Origin of the sequence: Pseudomonas sp. R19M, from assembly GCF_050312585.1 — a bacterium.
GTDB lineage: Bacteria > Pseudomonadota > Gammaproteobacteria > Pseudomonadales > Pseudomonadaceae > Aquipseudomonas > Aquipseudomonas palleroniana.
Genome location: NZ_JBNPJV010000042.1, coordinates 59737 through 77673, shown reverse-complemented (window position 1 = coordinate 77673; position 17937 = coordinate 59737). Strand labels below are relative to the sequence as shown.

The following is a 17937-nucleotide window of genomic DNA, read 5'->3' as shown; positions in this document are numbered from 1 at the left end:
CTAGTGCTGCCCTGCAAGACACTCGCGCAATGCGTCTTGCCAACGCGGCTGGCTGACCTGCCATTGTTGCTGCAGGCGGCTGCAATTCAGACGCGAGTTCAGCGGGCGCTGGGCGGGCGTCGGGTAAGCGCTGGACGGGATCGCTTCCAGCTCGGCGCAAGGCTTGCCTTGCGCACGCAGGTGTTCGCCAATCGCCTGGGCAAAGCCGAACCATGAGGTCTCGCCCTGGGCGGTCAGGTGATACACCCCCCATTCACCCGCTTCGCCAGCCAACCAGCGCTCGATCAGGGCGCGGGTACTCTCGGCGATGCTGCCGGCCCAGGTCGGCGCGCCGATCTGGTCAGCGACGATGCGCATGTGCGGTTTTTCTTGCAGCAGACGCTGCATGGTCAGCAGGAAATTCTTGCCGTGGCTCGAATACACCCAGCTGGTACGTAAAATCAGGTACTCCCCGCCCACCGCTGCAATCGCCTGCTCGCCCGAAAGCTTGCTCTGGCCATAGACGCCCAGCGGGTTTGGCGCGTCGTTTTCGGTATACGGCGCCGGCTTGGTGCCATCGAACACGTAGTCGGTCGAGTAGTGAATCAGTGGGATGCCCAGGGCCTTGGCTTCTTCGGCAAGGATGCCGGGCGCGGTTGCGTTGATGGCAAACGCTGCATCCGGTTCGCTTTCGGCCTGATCGACAGCGGTGTGAGCCGCAGCATTGATGATCAGGCCGGGGCGATGGGTGCGAACCTGTTGGCGGATCTGCTCGACGTTGGCCAGGTCGAGTTGGTCGCGGCCCAGTACGATGAGTTCGCCCAAGCCCAGGAGCCGCTGTTGCAGCTCCTGGGAGACTTGGCCGTGTTGCCCGGTGATCAAGATTTTCAGACGGGAGGTCACGAGAACACGTCCGCGTCTTTGAAACTCTTGCCGTTCTGGTCTTTGGCGGACAGGATCGGCGGGCCATCGAGTTGCCAGTCAATGTTGAGCGTGGGGTCGTTCCAACTGATGCAACGTTCGGCTGCCGGCGTGTAATAGTCGGTGGTTTTGTAGAGGAACTCGGCGTAATCACTGAGTACCACAAAACCATGGGCGAACCCCGGTGGAATCCACAGTTGGCGACTATTGCCGGCAGACAGGCGCACGCTGGCCCATTTGCCGAAGTTGGGCGAACTGCGGCGGATATCCACCGCCACGTCCAGAACCTCACCGGCTGTCACACGCACCAGTTTGCCCTGGGCGTGCTCGACCTGATAGTGCAGGCCCCGCAACACGCCCTTTTGCGAGCGTGAGTGGTTGTCCTGCACAAACTGCTGTTGCAACCCGGTGGCTTGTTCAAAGTGCCGGGCGTTGAAACTTTCATAGAAAAAACCGCGATCATCGCCAAAAACCTTCGGTTCGATGATCAATACACCGGGCAATTCAGTCGCGGTTACATTCATTTAGTGTCCTCGTCGGCCAGTGAGTACAGGTATTGACCATAGCCGGTTTTTCCAAAGTATTTGGCGCGCTCCAGCAGATAGTCGCGGTCGATCCAGCCGTTCTGATAGGCGATCTCTTCCAGGCAAGCAACTTTCAGGCCCTGGCGATGCTCGATGGTCTGCACGTAGGTTGAAGCTTCCAGCAGGCTGTCATGGGTGCCAGTGTCGAGCCAGGCGAAGCCGCGGCCGAAACGTTCAACGTGGAGGTCACCTCGCTTGAGGTAGGCGTTGTTGACATCGGTGATTTCCAATTCGCCACGCGGCGAAGGCTTGACCGCCTTGGCAATCTGGATCACGTCGTTGTCGTAGAAATACAGCCCGGTCACGGCATAGCTCGACTTGGGCTTCGCCGGTTTCTCTTCGATGGACAGGGCACGGCCGTCCTTGTCGAAGTCGATCACGCCGAAACGCTCAGGATCCTTGACCCAATAGCCAAACACGGTGGCGCCGGACGGGCGTTGGGCCGCGGTGCGCAACTGCTCGCCGAAGTGCTGGCCGTGGAAAATGTTGTCGCCCAGGATCAGGCACACCGGGTCTTCACCGATGAATTCTTCACCAATGATGAAGGCTTGAGCCAGTCCGTCCGGAGACGGCTGTTCGGCATAGCTGAAGCGCACGCCGAACTGGCTGCCGTCACCCAGCAGGTTACGATACTGCGGCAAGTCCGTTGGTGTAGAAATCACCAGGATGTCCTTGATCCCCGCCAGCATCAGCACCGAGATCGGGTAGTAGATCATCGGCTTGTCGTAAACCGGCAACAGTTGCTTGGACACGCCCAGGGTGATGGGGTGCAAACGGGTGCCGGAACCGCCGGCCAATACAATACCCTTCATCATGCGATCAGATCCTTTGCGTCAGTGTTGCCGAGTCGTTCACCTTGATAACTGCCATCCTGGACCCTGCGGCACCATTCCAGGTTGTCGAGGTACCACTGCACGGTCTTGCGCAGACCTGTTTCGAAGGTTTCTTGCGGAACCCAGCCCAGCTCGCGTTCGATCTTGCTGGCATCGATCGCGTAGCGCTGATCGTGGCCTGGGCGATCCTTGACGAAGGTGATCAGGTCGGTGAATTTTTCCACGCCGGCCGGGCGTTGCGGCGCCAGTTCTTCGAGCAGGGCGCAGATGCCGCGCACCACATCGATGTTCTTCTGCTCATTGTGACCACCAATGTTGTAGGTCTCGCCGACTACGCCGGTGGTTACCACCCTGAGCAGGGCACGGGCGTGGTCTTCGACGAACAGCCAGTCGCGCACTTGCAAACCATCGCCATACACCGGCAGTGGCTTGCCCGCGAGGGCGTTGAGGATGACCAGCGGGATCAGCTTCTCGGGGAAGTGGAACGGCCCGTAGTTGTTCGAGCAGTTGGTCAGCAACACCGGCAGGCCATAAGTGCGCTGCCAGGCGCGTACCAGGTGGTCGGAGGCTGCCTTGCTCGCGGAATAAGGTGAGCTGGGTGCGTAAGGCGTGGTTTCAGTGAAGAGATCGTCTACACCGTGCAGGTCGCCGTATACCTCATCCGTGGAGATGTGGTGAAAGCGGAACGCGCTTTTGGCCGGTTCTGCCAGCTTCTGCCAATAAGCCCGTGTGGCTTCCAGCAGGCTGTAGGTACCGACGATGTTGGTCTGGATAAAATCCGACGGACCGTCAATGGAGCGGTCGACATGGGACTCGGCCGCCAGGTGCATGATCGCCTGCGGCTCGAAGCGCGCCAGTACGGCACTGACGGTGGCCTGGTCGACGATGTCGGCCTGGACGAACTCATAGCGGCTGTTGGACGCGATGCTGGTCAGCGACTCAAGGTTGCCGGCGTAGGTGAGTTTGTCCAGGTTAAGCACTTCGTGCTCAGTGTGTTCTATCAGGTGGCGAATCAGGGCGGAGCCAATAAATCCGGCACCGCCGGTGATGAGAATGCGCATGTCGAGGGCCTTTTCCTTAGACGGACACTGGGCGAAAGAAGCATAGCTTGAGTTGTGAGGCGGGCTGGTGCAAGCACGGCGAGCATGAGGGGTTGATTAACTGCCCATAACAATGGCGATATAGACGCCTGAAAAAACAGAGGGCGTCACAATGTTGCTTGCCACATTGATCCATCGTGCCAGTTTGCCTTGCCCACAAGTGAGCCCTGACCAAGCGGCGCAATTACTCAAGCAGCATTATGGCCTTGATGGTTCCTTGCAGTCATTGGGTAGCCAACAAGACGTCAACTACAAGATCGACAGCGAGCGTGGCCGGTTTGTTCTGAAAATCAGCCGGGGCGATTACGCCGCCATTGAATTACAGGCCCAGCATGCCGCCCTCAAGGACCTGCAGGGACGCGAGCACCTACGTGTGCCGAAGGTCATCCAGAGCCTCAAGGGCGACGAACTGCTGACGGTAAGCCTCGATGACCAAACCCTGCATCTGCGGCTGTTGGAGTATATCGACGGCCGGCCCCTGACCGATTTGCCGCACCTGAGCCGCGAAGTGATCCAAGGCTTCGGAGCGCTGTGCGGGCGGATGAGCCAGGCCCTGGCGGGCTTCGAACACCCGGGCCTGGAGCGTACCCTGCAGTGGGACCCGCGCCATGCACAGGAACTGATCACCCATTTGTTGACGACTCTGCAGGATCTGCCTCAGCGCGCCGCCCTGGCACAGGTGGCCCGGCAGGTCGAAGCGTACGTGAAGCCTCTGGCGCAACGGTTGCCATGGCAGGCGGTGCATATGGACATCACTGACGACAATGTCGTGTGGCAGCGCGACGCCCAGCGGCATTGGCAATGCCAGGGCGTGATTGATTTCGGTGATCTGGTGCACACCTGGCGCATTGCCGACCTGTCAGTCACCTGCGCGGCGCTGCTGCACCATGCCGAAGGGGATCCGTTTGCCATTTTGCCGGCGATCCAGGCGTGCCACGCAGTCACGCCGTTGCAACGCGAAGAGCTGCAAGTGCTATGGCCGTTGATCGTCGCCCGTGCGGCGGTGCTGGTGCTGAGCAGCGAACAGCAGCAACGCCTGGACCCGGACAATGCCTACCTGTTGAAAAACGCCGAGCACGAGTGGGAAATCTTCCATGTGGCGACATCGGTACCGTTCGAGTTGATGGAGGCCGCGATCTTCAGTTGCCTCGGTGACACGTTGCCGACGATTGCCGAGCAGGACTTTGCCCCTTTGCTGCCTGGCCTGGTAGGACGTGAGTTTGCGTTGATCGACCTGGGCGTACTCAGCCCGCATTTCGAGGCCGGCAACTGGGAAGTGCCGGGTATCGACCACCGGCTGCTGGATGAGGCGGCGGCGGTGCATGGGCTGGCGGCCAGCCGATATGGGCAGTATCGGTTGTCGCGCACGCGCCCCGACAGCGCCGCCGAGCCGGAAACCTTTGCCCTGCATGTGGAGCTGCATCTTCCCCATGGCAGTATCGTACAAGCGCCTTTTGCCGGGACATTGCACGCGGGCGCCGACGGTCTAGTGTGTTTGCAGGGTACGCCATTGAGCCTGCGCTTATGGGGCGTGAAGACGCAGTTGACGCCTGGCTCGGCACTGGTCAAAGGGCAGGTCCTGGGGCAAGTGCAGGCGCCGCTCACGGTCCAGTTGTGCCGGGCGGAGCTTGAGCCGCCGTTGTTTTGCACGCCCTCCAGGGCGCCGGCCTGGCAGGCGCTTTGCCCCTCACCCGCAACACTGTTGGGCCTGACCTGTGATGCCGAGCCGGAACTGGACCCCGAAGCCCTGCTGGCGCGACGTGACGCCAGTTTCGCGCGTTCGCAGAAGCACTATTACGTCGACCCGCCGCGCATCGAGCGGGGTTGGCGCAACCACCTGATCGACATGCAGGGCCGTTCCTACCTGGACATGCTCAACAACGTGGCGGTGCTGGGCCATGGTCACCCGCGCATGGCCGCAGTGGCGGCGCGGCAATGGTCGTTGCTCAATACCAACTCGCGCTTTCATTACGCGGCGATTGCCGAGTTTTCCGAACGTTTGCTGGCGCTGGCGCCGGATGGCATGGACCGGGTATTCCTGGTCAATAGCGGCACCGAGGCCAACGACCTGGCGATCCGCCTGGCATGGGCCTACAGCGGCGGGCGCGACATGCTCAGCGTGCTGGAGGCGTACCACGGTTGGTCGGTGGCGGCGGATGCGGTGTCCACCTCGATTGCCGACAACCCCCAGGCATTGAGCAGCCGCCCGGATTGGGTGCACCCGGTGACCGCACCGAATACCTATCGAGGTGAGTTCCGCGGGCCGGACAGCGCGCCGGATTACGTGCGAAGCGTGGAGCATAACCTGGCGAAAATCGCCGCGAGCAAACGCCGGTTGGCGGGCTTCATCTGCGAGCCGGTGTACGGCAATGCCGGTGGCATTTCCCTGCCGCCGGGCTATTTGCAGCAGGTATATAGCCTGGTACGTGCCCAGGGCGGTGTGTGTATCGCCGATGAGGTGCAGGTGGGCTACGGCCGCATGGGGCATTTTTTCTGGGGTTTTGAGGAACAGGGCGTGGTGCCGGACATCATCACCATGGCCAAAGGCATGGGCAACGGCCAACCGCTGGGTGCGGTAATCACCCGACGGGAGATCGCCGAAGCGCTGGAGGCCGAGGGCTATTTCTTCTCGTCGGCAGGGGGGAGCCCGGTCAGTTGCCGTATCGGCATGGCGGTACTGGATGTGATGAAGGAAGAAAAGCTGTGGGAAAACGCCCAGGTAGTGGGAGGGCATTTCAAGGCTCGCCTGGAGGCACTGATCGACCTTCACCCGTTGGTAGGGGCTGTTCACGGCTCTGGCTTCTATCTGGGATTGGAGCTGGTTCGTGATCGGCAAACCCTGGAGCCCGCCACTTTCGAGACCGCGCTGTTGTGCGATCGTCTGCGCGAGCTGGGCATCTTCATGCAGCCGACCGGCGACTATCTCAACATCTTGAAGATCAAGCCGCCGATGGTCACGTCCAGGCGCAGCGTGGATTTCTTCGTCGACATGCTGTCGAAGGTGCTGGATGAGCAATTGTAGATAGCCGATTTTTATCGACCAATTTATGTAATGTTTTCCTTGTATGATCTTTTGTTGCTTTTAAAGCCGATTTTTATTCGCTATAAAGTCGGCCATTCCCCCATTCGGAGTCCTGAACGCCATGACCACCCTGCACAGCACACCTCGCGCCGATGGCTTCTATATGCCCGCCGAATGGGCGCCACAGACCCAAACCTGGATGATCTGGCCCGAGCGTCCGGACAACTGGCGCCTGGGCGGCAAGCCGGCGCAGGCGGCTCATGTGGCGGTGGCCAAGGCGATTGCGCGTTTTGAGCCGGTGACGGTTGCTGTTTCCGCCGGCCAGTACGAAAACGCCCGCGCACGTTTGGATGTGCCCAATATCCGTGTCGTGGAAATGTCCAGCGACGACGCCTGGGTGCGAGACACCGGCCCGACTTTTGTCATCAACAACAGCGGTGAGGTGCGTGGGGTTAACTGGGACTTCAACGCCTGGGGCGGTTTTGACGGGGGGTTGTATGCGCCGTGGAACCGTGACTCGCAGGTGGGCGGCAAGATCCTGGAGATCGAGCGCGCACCGCGTTACCGCACCGAAGGGTTCGTGCTGGAAGGCGGTTCTATCCATGTCGACGGCGAAGGCACGCTGATCACCACCGAAGAATGCCTGCTGAACCGTAATCGCAACCCGCATCTGGATCGCGCGGCCATCGAGTCCGTGCTGAGCGCCAATCTGGCTGTGGATAAGATCATCTGGCTGCCGGACGGTCTGTTCAACGACGAAACCGACGGCCATGTGGATAACTTCTGCTGCTACGTACGCCCAGGCGAAGTGCTGCTGGCCTGGACCGACGACCCGCAAGACCCGAACTATGCGCGCTGCCACGCGGCCATGGATGTGCTGCAAAGCAGCACTGACGCACAGGGACGCTCGTTCATCGTGCACAAAATGCCGATCCCGGGGCCGCTGTTCGCCACCAAGGAAGAGTGCGCAGGCGTGGACCCGGTGGATGGCAGCCAGGAGCGTAACCCGAGCGTTCGGTTGGCCGGTTCCTATGTCAACTTCCTGATCGTCAACGGCGGCATCATCGCGCCGAGCTTTGACGATCCGATGGACGGCCAGGCCAGGAGCATCCTGCAGCACCTGTTCCCGCAGCACGAAGTGGTGATGGTGCCGGGCCGTGAACTGTTACTGGGTGGCGGTAATATCCATTGCCTGACCCAACAACAGCCCGCCCCGCACAAAAACTGAGTGCAGTTGTAACAGCGCTGGCATCAGCGCTGCGCGCTACCTCTTTAGAGCGCCCATAGCAAGCCCGCGGCCCAGCAAGGTCGCGGGCTTTTTTATGCTCTAAAGCCTGCAAACACGGGACATTGGCATAGCTCTTGTATCGGTGTTGTCACCATGATCAAGGTTTGATGACCGCGCAGTTCTGTCATAAACCTTGAGTAAGTTAGCCGCTCACGCAGTAGGAGAGAGCGCTGAAATGAATGCCGATATCAACCTGATCTACACGCGCCCGTTCCACCCGACGCGGGTCAACGGTGATGCGATCCACGCATTGGCGCTGTGGTTGAAGGCAAATGGACCGCGACCAGCCAGGCGGGCAGACCTGCGCAGCGTGGTGATGCAGCGCTATCCGGTGGGGTTGTTCAGTGACGATGAAGTGCAAGCATTGTGTGAGTTATTGAAGAACTGAAGAGCGCCACGCGCAACTGCCGGTTTGCGCATACCCATCCACAGTGGGCGCAGTAGGACGCTGCTTAGAATTATTTCGCCTAAATACAGACGATTCACGAAATTGACACATAGTTCAACGGGCGCATAGGATTGCGCCCAACGCCTGTGGCTAACCGCCATGACTTACTCCAATAAAAAAAGGCCCGCGGCAGTTCAGTCGTCCGCGGGCCTTCTTTTTTCCGGAAAAAGCCGACACCAGAAAAGCGACACGGAGCCTGGTGTCACAGCGCGTACTCAACCAGTAATAAGGAATATAAGAATATGTTGAAGCAACGGATGAGTTTGATCGCTCTGGGGATTTTGAGCGCATCGACAGCCATGGCAAACGACCAGGAGCAATCCAAGGGTTTTGTTGACGACAGCCACCTGAACATTGCTGCCCGTAACGCCTACATCAGCCGCGACTACAAAAACGGCAAGCAAGACAAAGCCGAATGGGGCCAGGGTTTCATCGGCAAGTTCGAGTCCGGTTTCACCCAAGGCACAGTCGGTGTGGGTGTGGACGTGATCGGCCAGTACGCCATTCGCCTGGATGGTGGCAAAGGCCGTAGCGGCGCTGGTGGTATCGACTTCTTCAAACAAGGCGACAGCGGCGAAGCCGCCAACGACCTGGCCAAGGGTGGCGCAGCCGTCAAGGCGCGCATCTCCAATACCGTGATCAAATACGGTCAGCAGATGCCAGCCGTACCGGTCCTGCAGTACGACAACTCCCGCCTGTTGTCGGAAACCTATGAAGGCACCTCGATCGTCTCCAAAGAGATCGCCGGCCTGCAACTGGACGCCGGTCACTTCACCAAGGAAGCTCGCAAGAGCGCCGAAGGCAGCGACAGCGGCCGCCTGAAAAGCATCGACTACATCGGTGGTAGCTACAAATTCACCGAAAGCCTGTCGGCTGCACTGTATGCCTCCAACATGCAGGACGTGCTGAAGAAGCAATACGTCAACGTCAACTACGTGCTGGCCCTGCCAGAGAAACAGTCCCTGACGTTTGACTTCAACGGCTACAAAACCAAGCTGGACCGCAGCTTCGCCCTGGAAAACCAAGGTGATGCGGACGCTCGCGACAACAAGATCTGGAGCCTGGGCGCTACCTGGGCGGTCGGCCCGCACAGCTTCACCGTCGCTCACCAGCGCAGCACCGGCGACACCGGCTACCTGTACGGCGGCTACCGCAACGCCGGCGGCATCGGCGACGGTGGCAACACCATCCTGCTGGCCAACTCCTACTGGTCTGACTTCAACGGCAAGGACGAGCGTTCCTGGCAGGTTGGCTACGGCATCGACTTCGCCACCTTCGGCGTACCGGGCCTGACCTACAACGTTGCCTACGTTCGCGGTACCAACATCGACGACGGTAGCAACCGTGGCGACGGCACCGAGCGTGAAATCTGGAACCAGTTCAAGTACGTCGTACAGAGCGGCCCAGCCAAAGACCTGAGCCTGCGTGCGCGTGCGTCCTGGTTGCGCGTCTCCAACAACGCCAGCAACTACAACGTAGGCGGTAACGAAATCCGTCTGTTCGCCGACTACCCGATCAACGTTTTCTGATTGATCGCAAGTCGCGCCTGATCCCAGGCGATAAAAACCCCGACTGGTTCGGGGTTTTTTTATGTGCAGGCGATCACTTATCGGGTGCGTGTCGGGCGTGGTCATCCCGAGGCGAACGCCCGAAAAAAGCCTTATAGGCCCGGCTGAACGCTGCCTCGGACTCATAGCCCACCGCAAACCCAACCTCGCCGATGCGACCTCCCTGCCGGGAAAGCATGGTTTTTGCCAAGGTCAGCCGCCACTCATTCTGATAGCGCAACGGTGAGCGCCCGACCAACGTACTGAACCGCTCGCAGAAATTGGAACGCGACATGCCGGCAACTTCCGCCAGCGCATCAATGCGCCACTGCTGGCCGGGCGTTGCGTGGATAGCCCGCAGCGCCCGGGCGATACGCGCATCCGATAACCCGCCGAGCCATCCCGACGCACCACCCTGTTGAACCCAGGTGCGCAGGATGCGAATCACCACCAGATCGATCAGGCGCGAAATCATCAACGCACCGCCGGGCTGCGTGTCATGGGCTTCGAGCAACATGAAATGCAGAATACCTTCGGCCCAGGCCGCCGCTTCGGTCTGTCGGATGTGGATCAACTGCGGCAGGGCAAACAGCATCGCCTGGAAACTGCTCGCATCGAACCAGAATCGGCAGACCACCACCGTGGCCGGCCCACTGCATGCCGTAATCCTGATACCTGTGGGGTCGTGAGGGAGTAGCAGCACATCGCCCTGTTCCAGCATCACCGGTGGTTGACCACCACTCTCCAGTTGCAACCCGCCTTGCTGGACTACGCAGATATGCGCGCTCTTTTCATCAAGTTTGAGCGGCTGCCCGATGGTCAGCTCAGAGGCATAAACGCGGTCGCCCGTCAGACGAATCTGCGCCAGTACCTGAGACAAAAGGTCGCCTTTGGCCAGGCCCTCCAACTGCATTTCCGGATGAATGATCAAATGTTCGAGGGGATTGGTCATGTCTGCACGGCCACGCCTTCAATAAGCTGATTCCCGGATCATAACGCGCCGAGGCGATCTGGATGAGCGTTTCCAGCGCAGGTCGTTTATGCACATCTTCCAATCACACGGGAAACGCAAAATGTTCGGAATCTCCACCCTCGGCTGGATCCACACCCTCGGCAGCCTGCCCGCCATTCCACTGGCGGCCTACATGTTCATCCGCTCCGGGCGCATCGTTCCCCGCTCAACACCGGGCAGGTTCTATCTGGCATCGATGCTGATCGGTGCTTTCAGCGTGTTCCTGGTCGCCAAACAACCGGTCAGCAACCTCATTGGCGTCATCACGATTGCCTTGCTCGTGGCCGGTTATGGCGTTGCGCACCTGGCCTGGCTGGGCCGTGCGCGGATTTATCTGGAAACCATCTTCCTGAGCCTGACGGCGTTTTTCCTGATGGTGCCGACGGTGTCCGAGACATTGCGCCGGGTGCCTGATGGTCATCCTTTTGTTACCGATTTGAAATCGCCGGTGCTGATCGGTGCGCAGGGCGGGATAGCGCTGGTGCTTGTTATCGGCGTTACTGTGCAGATGATCTACTTGCGCAGGAGAGGGGGGCGGGTTGCTTGATTGTCTTCACCGCCAATCGAAACGGCTTTACCTACTTTGCAGATACGGCGCCATCAAGCTGGCAAACCACTCGATGAAGGCACTGAGGCGGCGAGAGCGTTGGCGACGATCCGGATACAGTACAGACACGGTCATCGACGGCGGCCGGTAAGCTGCCAGCACTTCCACCAACTCGCCGCTATCGAGTAGATGCTGCACATCGAACAACGGCACCTGAATCAAACCGAGGCCTGTGCGGCATGCGGTGATATAGCTTTCCGCACTATTGACCACCAAGCGACAGGGCAGTGGCAACGAATGCCGGACGCCGTCGAGACAGTATTCCCACTGAACCTCCTGCCCGCTCGATCCCGCCACATAGCCGACGCATACGTGCCGCTCCTGCAACTCGGCAAGGTCGGTGGGTACGCCAAACTCGCTCAGGTAAGCGGGACTGGCACAGTTGATCGTCAACACCTGCCCTAACGGTTTCACTACCAGGCTGCTGATCTGCGGCGTGCCGAAACGAATCACACAATCGACGCCCTCCTGCACCAGGTCTATCGAGCGGTCGGTGGAACCCAGGCCCAGTTCCAGGTGCGGGTAACGCTGGAGAAAATCGGGCAGCGCAGGAATGAGCAGGCGCCGGGCGATACGACTGGGCACATCGACCTCCAGGCGCCCCATCACCTGCTCTTGATGGGTGTGGAACAGTTGGTCGATCTCATCGATCTCGACTAATACCTGGCGTGCGCGCTGCAGTAACTGGCTGCCATCGGTGGTCAACGACACCTTACGCGTGGTGCGGTGCAGCAAGCGCGTTCCGGTATTGGCTTCCAATTGTTGAATCGCCGCCGATACCGTGGCACGCGGCAGTTTCAGCAGGCGTGCGGCCTGGATGAAGCTGCCGAGCTCAGCCACCTGAACGAAAATTTGGTACTGGTCGATGCGGTCCATGGGTTATCAGTGCTCGACGACGGCGTTAGCCTGTTTCACTCGAAACCGGCGGGTGATGTGCAGACTGATCGACGCTCATAGCAACCCCACGGCCTGGTTTGTCGGGAAAAGTGTCAACGCCGCATTACGGGGTTGCAATCGCTTTTCGCCCGTTACTTGGTGGTATACCCGCCGTTGATCAAAATCGTCTGGCCCGTCACCCACCAGCCATCACTCACCAGGTTGCGAATGAACGGGACCACATCCTCGATATCAGTCAGGCCCGTGCGTGAGAACGGCGAAAGCGCCGCGGCGGTCTTATGATAGTTCACCGCATCCTGACCTTCGGCCGGATAAAAAAACGGTGTATCCATCGGGCCCGGGCCCACTGCCGTCACCGAAATACCACGCGCGCCGAGTTCTTTTGCAGCCGCTCGGGTGAACTGCTCCACCGGCGCTTTACTGCCGGCATACGCCGCGTAGAACGGCGTGAACGCGCCGAGCAGCGAGGTGACGATGGTGCAGATCTTGCCGTTGTCGTTGAGGTGCTTGCCGGCTTCCTTGAGAAAGAAAAACGCGGTTTTAGAGTTAACCGCCATCATCTCGTCGTACTCAGCTTCAGTGATCTCAGCTATGGGTTTCTTCAACACCTTGCCCACGGTGTTGATCGCAATATCCGGACGCCCGACTGCGGCCACGGCATCGCTGAACAGCTTTTCCACGGCCCCGGCTGTGGTCAGGTCTGCCTGCAACACCACCGCCTGGGTTCCCAGCGCCTCGAGAGCCGCCGCAGTGGCGTTGGCATCGCCCTGGCTGGAGGCGCTGTTGTAATGCACCACTACCGCCTTGGCACCCTGCTGGGCGAGATCGCGGGCGAGCAAACCGCCGAGATTTTTCACACCGCCGGCGATCAGTACGACCTTGCCATTGATTGAATGTTTGGACATGACCATGCTCCTTGGGCTGGGAAAGGTACGACCCAGTCTAGAGAGGCAGGGGGCAAAGATAAGCACGCTGATGCTGGATGCACTGTTCAGTGTTTTCGGCCAATAGGTGTGAAGTTACTTACGTTGTGTTGGTGTATTGGCTGGAAGATTGTCAGTGGGTTGACGGAAAAATGGACGTTCCAGAAACGACAAAGCCCTCGCATTTCTGCGAGGGCTTCGTTTTGTATGGTGCCGGCACCAGGAGTCGAACCCGGGACCTACTGATTACAAGTCAGTTGCTCTACCAACTGAGCTATACCGGCGTGTTAGGGCGACGATTATAGCGATTGGTAGGCATCTGTAAACCCCTGAATTCTGACTATTTTTGCAAATACAGAGGTTTTCTTGAGCAGGCCGTATTTTCATTGCGGCGAGTCGTGCTCCGGTGCCGTCAAATCAGCTCAGTTGCCATCGCCACAGTTGTCCGTGAATTTCATGTAATCCAACACCTGCGTCTGGCCCTTTGAGTCGAGATAGGTCATTCGCGCGTTCACTATGCCGCATCCCGAGCGGGAGTCTTCGCTGGTGGAGAGTACGCGCTGGATGTCTGGCTTGGGGGTTACGCCGGCGTGTGCGGTGGCGGTCAGTGCAAGCAGGGCGGCGGCGATCAGGGGTTTCCAGTTGTTGGGGTTCATCGTGGTGTCCTCAGGGTCAGTGATGGGGTGAGGTCATTGAGCGCCTGGGAGGTATCTGGTCTGTGTCGTCGATCTTGGGTTTTGTCTCGTTGTGTATTGGCTGAATATTTATGTACTTGCCGATACGAAGGAGGGCTGAAGGGGAAGGGGCAGTACGTGGCTGGAGAGCCATTTAATTGACTTAAAGCCGTTCGTCCGAAAAATAATCTGCTAAAACATCAAAATAATGACACTTTTCTGTGCCTGACCCAGAATGCATTCACCGGGACGCCTATAAAAAAGACCTGCGGCTAGTGCCTGCTTGCCGAACTTCACGTCTTTAAGCTGCGTCGTGAGGAGAAGGCTATGAGCCTCAGCGAAGAACTTTTGGCGTTATTTGGCAAAGATGTCAGCCACGATGCCCAAGGCATCAATGCGCGGATGCACTTTTTTGGCAGTGTGCCTGGCGACGAAAACACCCACTCACATTCCCCGCCCGCCGATATCGCGGTTGTGCGCGCCAAGGTCGTGGCGCTGGTGTCTATCAATGGCGGCGTTGGGCGCAGCACGTTGGCCACGGCCTTGAGCAGTGGCTTGCAGCGTCATGGTGAGTCAGTGGTGGCGCTGGATCTGGACCCGCAAAATGCCTTGCACCATCACTTTGGCGTCAGTGCGGCGTTGCCCGGTATTGGTCGCACCAGTCTGGAGCATGGGCAGTGGGGGGATTTGCAACAGGTCAGCTTCGCCGGTTGCCAGGTGATTACCTTTGGCGATATCGATTTCCAGCAGCAGGAAAACCTGGAGCGTTGGCTCAAGCATGAGCCCGGTTGGTTGGCGCAGCGTCTCGCGTCCCTGGGCCTGAGCGAGCGGCAAACGCTGATCATCGATACGCCTGCCGGTAATAACGTCTACTTCCATCAAGCGCTGAGCGTTGCCGACGTGGTGCTGCTGGTGGTTCATCCCGATGCTGCGTGTCTTGCCACTCTGGAGCATTTTGACCAACTGCTGGCGCCCCATCTTGAGGGCTCTCGCCCACCCTCTGTGCATGTAGTGGTCAATCAGGTGGACGAGAGTGATGCCTTCGGCCTGGACATGGTCGAGGCCTTCAAGCAGCGCCTGGAGTCCCCACCATTTGAAGTACATCGTGACGTGGCAATCAACGAGGCGCTGGCCTTTGCGGCAGACCCGTTGGACGGCGCAGCCAAGCGGCTGGCCGGAGACGATATCAATGAGATTTGCCTGGCATTGAAGGCACCGAAAAAGAAACCATAAAGTGCGCTTTATAGGCTTAATGCCAGATGCTTATGCACAATCGGTTGGTTGCGGCTGTCAGGCGACGGCCATTTTGTGGAGCGGTTCTCAACACGCTGCAACTGCCTGTTTTGTGTGCATTTTATTTTGTGAACAAAAAATGACCAGCGTGCCTTTTGGCCTGCAGCGCTGATGGGAACAGCCTCTGTAAAGAATCCATCAACAGAGTTATCCACAGGGGCATGTAGGAAATTTTGCCCCTTAATCGCGCTCGGCCAGCACCATCAAGTTGCGTGGGGTCAGGGCGGGCTCACAGAAGCTGCCTATCTCGACCTTATAGCCCTGTTCCGACAGATAGAGCGCCCGGTCCAACACTAGCCACATCTCCAGCGGGCGTCGAAACAAGCCTCGCACCAATTCCAGGTTGCGTACCTGTGCAAGGCGGCGCCAACCCTCGGCCTCCAGTGCAGCCCAATCCTGTTCACCTGTGGATAAGCCCTTGAGATTCGCCAGTTCCCGGCAGTAGTCGGCGAAGGATTTGCCCAGCCAACTGGCGGGCAGCGAGGGGGTGGGTAAGTAGTCGTCGTGGCCGCGTAACTGGCGTTGCAAGTGATCAAAGCCCAGGCGTCGAGCCATGGAGGTGTCACGTTGTTGGCGCACGCGATTGCCGGCGGTGACGGTTTCGCTCAATGGCAGGCCCAAGTCATCTTTTGACAGGCGCAGGCCTGACGTACGGCCGGCGCTCGATAGCGGTTGGTAGTGCTCGCCATTGATGCGGTTATAGCAGCAGGGCGCCAGCGCCAGTTTTTTGCAGCCGGCAGCACTGGCCAGTTGCAACAGGCGCACGTGCAAGTCGCCGCAGGCGTGCAAGGCGACGGGCGTGTGGGCGGGGCTGAGTGTCACATCCGCCATCACGTCTTGCAGGCGATGCGTGACCGGCAATCGGTGGTGCTCGCTCAGCGCCTGGCCTGAGGCGATCAGGGCCGGGTCGTATTCCAGGCAAGTCAGTTGCTGGCCGGGTTGCAGCAGGCGACGGCCGAGATGACCTTTGCCGGCACACCAGTCCAGCCAGTGGCCAGGTGTTTCGGTGAATTGCAATGCGGCACCGAAGGCTTCGATCTGCTGCCATTTGCGGCCGGGCACGTCGACGTTCAGGCGGTGGCGGGCCGGCTCCAGTGCGCGTTTGGGTAACTCGTCCACTGCACTGAGGCGCAATGCCCGCTCCGCCAACTGTGGAAAAGGCGCAGGCGCCGCTAACGCGTGGGCATGATTGTGGCTGGCTTCGGCATCCGCCAACGAGCGTTGGCGAAGCCAGTGGGCCAACTCGGGATGCGCGGCTTCCCAGGGTAATTGCAGGTGTGTAAAGGGTCGTGGTCGCCACAGCCTTTGATGCTCGACCAGAAACGCATCCAGCGCTTTGAAACGGGCCTCAGCGTCCCTGGCAGGCATCGACGCGCAACCAGCGTTCGAGCAGTTTGAAGCCGCGCACCAGGATGTAAGCCATCAGCAGGTAGAACAACCCGGCGGCGAAGAAGATCTCCACCGGTAAGTAGGTGCGGGCGATGATCGTACGCGCCATGCCCGTCAGCTCCAGCAAGGTCACGGTGCTGGCCAGGGCGCTGGCCTTGAGCATCAGGATCACTTCGTTGCTGTAGGCCGGCAGGCCGATGCGCGAGGCGCGGGGCAGGATGATGTAGAACAACGTCTTGGGCTTGGACATGCCCAAGGCGCGTGCCGCTTCGATCTCACCCGGCGGGATGGCCTGGATCGCGCCGCGCAGGATCTCGGCGATATAAGCGGCGGTGTGCAGGGTCATCGTCGCCGTGGCGCACCAGAACGGATCGCGCAGGTAGGGCCAGAGGACGCTCTCACGGACCGTATCGAACTGTGCCAGGCCGTAGTAGACCAGGAACAACTGCACCAGCAGTGGCGTGCCCCGGAAGAAGAAAATGTAGGCGTAGGGCAGGGCGCTCACGTACCAGCGGCGCGAGGAACGGGCGATGCCCAGCGGGATCGCCAGCAGCAGGCCGGCAATCACCGCGATGGCGACCAGTTCCAGCGTGAGGGTGGCGCCCTGGGCGAGCTTGGGCAGCCACTTGATGATCACGGCCCAGTTCAGGCCCAGGTCGAAATGCGCCAGCCAGCTGTAGTCGCCGCTCATTGGGTGCTCCTTGCAAAGCCGCGGGCGGCGCGTTTTTCCAGGAAGTGCATGCCGGTCATGGCCAGCACGGTGAGGCCCAGGTACATGAATGCCGCGACCATGAAGAAGGTGAAGGGCTGCTTGGTCACGGTCACGCCGATCTGGGCGTGGCGCATGATTTCTTCCAGGCCGATCACCGAAACCAGTGCGGTGTCCTTCATCAGAATCATGAACAGGTTGCCCAGGCCGGGCAGGGCGATGCGCCACATCTGCGGCATGATCAGGCGGGTGAAAATCCTGAACTTCGACAGCCCCAACGCCACACCCGCTTCGCGGTGGCCCTTGGGAATGGCGAGGATCGCGCCACGGAACACTTCCGTGGCGTAGGCGCCAAAGCACAGGCCGAGGGCGATCACCCCGGCGGCAAAGGCACTGAGAGAAAGGTCGGGGTTACCGAAGAACTCACCGAGGGCACGCATCAGGTTGACCGTGCCGAAATAAATCAGCAGCACCCACAGCAATTCGGGAATACCGCGGACGATGGTCGAGTAAGCGCCGCCAAGCCATTGCAGCGGCTTGTACGGGGACGTCTTGGCCAAGGCGCCGGCAAGGCCCAGCACCAGCCCCAGGCACAGGGCCGTGAGCGCCAGTTTGACGGTCATCAGCGCGCCGGCGGCAAGTGCCGGGCCGAATCCGTAGAGATCGAAATTCATGGTGTTTTCATATCGCAAGGCAGAGCTTAAAGCCGGC

The 17937-nt window shown here is 59.7% G+C and carries 17 protein-coding genes and 1 tRNA gene; 6 read left to right on the top strand and 12 right to left on the bottom strand.

From position 1 onward, the window contains the following. The 4 genes from rfbD to rfbB are packed head-to-tail and all read right to left on the bottom strand — an operon-like array spanning position 1 to position 3378. Positions 1-882: a dTDP-4-dehydrorhamnose reductase gene (rfbD, locus tag ACQRBT_RS07740; protein ID WP_412046549.1), complete on the bottom strand. Its 882-nt coding sequence runs from the start codon at positions 880-882 to the stop codon at positions 1-3. Continuing rightward, positions 879-1424 (bottom strand): dTDP-4-dehydrorhamnose 3,5-epimerase, encoded by a 546-nt coding sequence (rfbC, locus tag ACQRBT_RS07735; protein WP_090367467.1) that lies wholly within the window; start codon positions 1422-1424, stop codon positions 879-881. Before rfbC ends, rfbD begins: the two co-directional genes overlap by 4 nt. Then, on the bottom strand, positions 1421-2299 hold the full coding sequence (gene rfbA / locus ACQRBT_RS07730) for a glucose-1-phosphate thymidylyltransferase RfbA (protein WP_161547672.1): 879 nt from the start codon (positions 2297-2299) through the stop codon (positions 1421-1423). Before rfbA ends, rfbC begins: the two co-directional genes overlap by 4 nt. Continuing rightward, the gene (rfbB, locus tag ACQRBT_RS07725) at positions 2296-3378 is read right to left on the bottom strand and encodes a dTDP-glucose 4,6-dehydratase (RefSeq protein WP_412046550.1); all 1083 of its coding nucleotides are present in this window, start codon (positions 3376-3378) and stop codon (positions 2296-2298) included. Before rfbB ends, rfbA begins: the two co-directional genes overlap by 4 nt. 151 nt (positions 3379-3529) lie before the next feature. Between rfbB and ACQRBT_RS07720 the strand changes: the two genes are divergently transcribed. The 4 genes from ACQRBT_RS07720 to ACQRBT_RS07705 all read left to right on the top strand — a co-directional run bounded on the left by ACQRBT_RS07720 (position 3530) and on the right by ACQRBT_RS07705 (position 9704). Continuing rightward, the gene (locus tag ACQRBT_RS07720; protein ID WP_412046551.1) at positions 3530-6439 is read left to right on the top strand and encodes an aminotransferase; all 2910 of its coding nucleotides are present in this window, start codon (positions 3530-3532) and stop codon (positions 6437-6439) included. A gap of 121 nt (positions 6440-6560) precedes the next feature. Then, complete coding sequence (aguA, locus tag ACQRBT_RS07715) at positions 6561-7667, top strand: agmatine deiminase (RefSeq protein WP_412046552.1); 1107 nt, start codon at positions 6561-6563, stop codon at positions 7665-7667. 235 nt (positions 7668-7902) lie between these two features. Continuing rightward, positions 7903-8115 (top strand): hypothetical protein, encoded by a 213-nt coding sequence (locus ACQRBT_RS07710; RefSeq protein WP_090367457.1) that lies wholly within the window; start codon positions 7903-7905, stop codon positions 8113-8115. Between the two features lie 302 nt (positions 8116-8417). After that, positions 8418-9704: an OprD family porin gene (locus tag ACQRBT_RS07705; protein ID WP_104995247.1), complete on the top strand. Its 1287-nt coding sequence runs from the start codon at positions 8418-8420 to the stop codon at positions 9702-9704. Between the two features lie 73 nt (positions 9705-9777). Here ACQRBT_RS07705 and ACQRBT_RS07700 read toward each other — a convergent pair whose 3' ends face one another. After that, positions 9778-10674 carry an AraC family transcriptional regulator gene (locus ACQRBT_RS07700; protein ID WP_104995248.1) on the bottom strand — a complete coding sequence of 299 codons (897 nt, stop codon included), beginning with the start codon at positions 10672-10674 and terminating at the stop codon, positions 9778-9780. 121 nt (positions 10675-10795) lie between these two features. Here ACQRBT_RS07700 and ACQRBT_RS07695 point away from each other — a divergent pair, with 121 nt between their 5' ends. Next, positions 10796-11281 carry a hypothetical protein gene (locus ACQRBT_RS07695; protein WP_412046553.1) on the top strand — a complete coding sequence of 162 codons (486 nt, stop codon included), beginning with the start codon at positions 10796-10798 and terminating at the stop codon, positions 11279-11281. Between the two features lie 27 nt (positions 11282-11308). Here the strand turns inward: ACQRBT_RS07695 and ACQRBT_RS07690 are convergent, their stop codons facing one another. The 4 genes from ACQRBT_RS07690 to ACQRBT_RS07675 all read right to left on the bottom strand — a co-directional run bounded on the left by ACQRBT_RS07690 (position 11309) and on the right by ACQRBT_RS07675 (position 13817). After that, complete coding sequence (locus ACQRBT_RS07690) at positions 11309-12217, bottom strand: LysR family transcriptional regulator (RefSeq protein WP_161547680.1); 909 nt, start codon at positions 12215-12217, stop codon at positions 11309-11311. A 152-nt stretch (positions 12218-12369) separates the two neighbouring features. Next, positions 12370-13143: an SDR family oxidoreductase gene (locus ACQRBT_RS07685; RefSeq protein ID WP_412046554.1), complete on the bottom strand. Its 774-nt coding sequence runs from the start codon at positions 13141-13143 to the stop codon at positions 12370-12372. Between the two features lie 226 nt (positions 13144-13369). Then, a tRNA-Thr gene (locus ACQRBT_RS07680) sits at positions 13370-13445 on the bottom strand. A gap of 138 nt (positions 13446-13583) precedes the next feature. Then, positions 13584-13817 (bottom strand): DUF2790 domain-containing protein, encoded by a 234-nt coding sequence (locus ACQRBT_RS07675; protein WP_104995262.1) that lies wholly within the window; start codon positions 13815-13817, stop codon positions 13584-13586. A gap of 345 nt (positions 13818-14162) precedes the next feature. On the opposite strand from ACQRBT_RS07675, the gene bcsQ reads away from it, so the two are divergent. Beyond that, positions 14163-15068 (top strand): cellulose biosynthesis protein BcsQ, encoded by a 906-nt coding sequence (bcsQ, locus tag ACQRBT_RS07670; RefSeq protein WP_161547684.1) that lies wholly within the window; start codon positions 14163-14165, stop codon positions 15066-15068. Between the two features lie 240 nt (positions 15069-15308). On the opposite strand, the gene ACQRBT_RS07665 is transcribed toward bcsQ, so the two are convergent. Genes ACQRBT_RS07665 through ACQRBT_RS07655 form a run of 3 tightly spaced genes read right to left on the bottom strand, consistent with a single transcriptional unit; the run spans position 15309 to position 17900 of the window. Next, positions 15309-16496, bottom strand: coding sequence for a methyltransferase (locus tag ACQRBT_RS07665; RefSeq protein ID WP_060754626.1), 1188 nt, complete (start codon positions 16494-16496; stop codon positions 15309-15311). Further along, positions 16477-17166: an ABC transporter permease gene (locus ACQRBT_RS07660; protein WP_060754698.1), complete on the bottom strand. Its 690-nt coding sequence runs from the start codon at positions 17164-17166 to the stop codon at positions 16477-16479. Before ACQRBT_RS07660 ends, ACQRBT_RS07665 begins: the two co-directional genes overlap by 20 nt. 38 nt (positions 17167-17204) lie before the next feature. Further along, positions 17205-17900 carry an ABC transporter permease gene (locus tag ACQRBT_RS07655; protein ID WP_053253867.1) on the bottom strand — a complete coding sequence of 232 codons (696 nt, stop codon included), beginning with the start codon at positions 17898-17900 and terminating at the stop codon, positions 17205-17207. Positions 17901-17937: the final 37 nt, after the last annotated feature.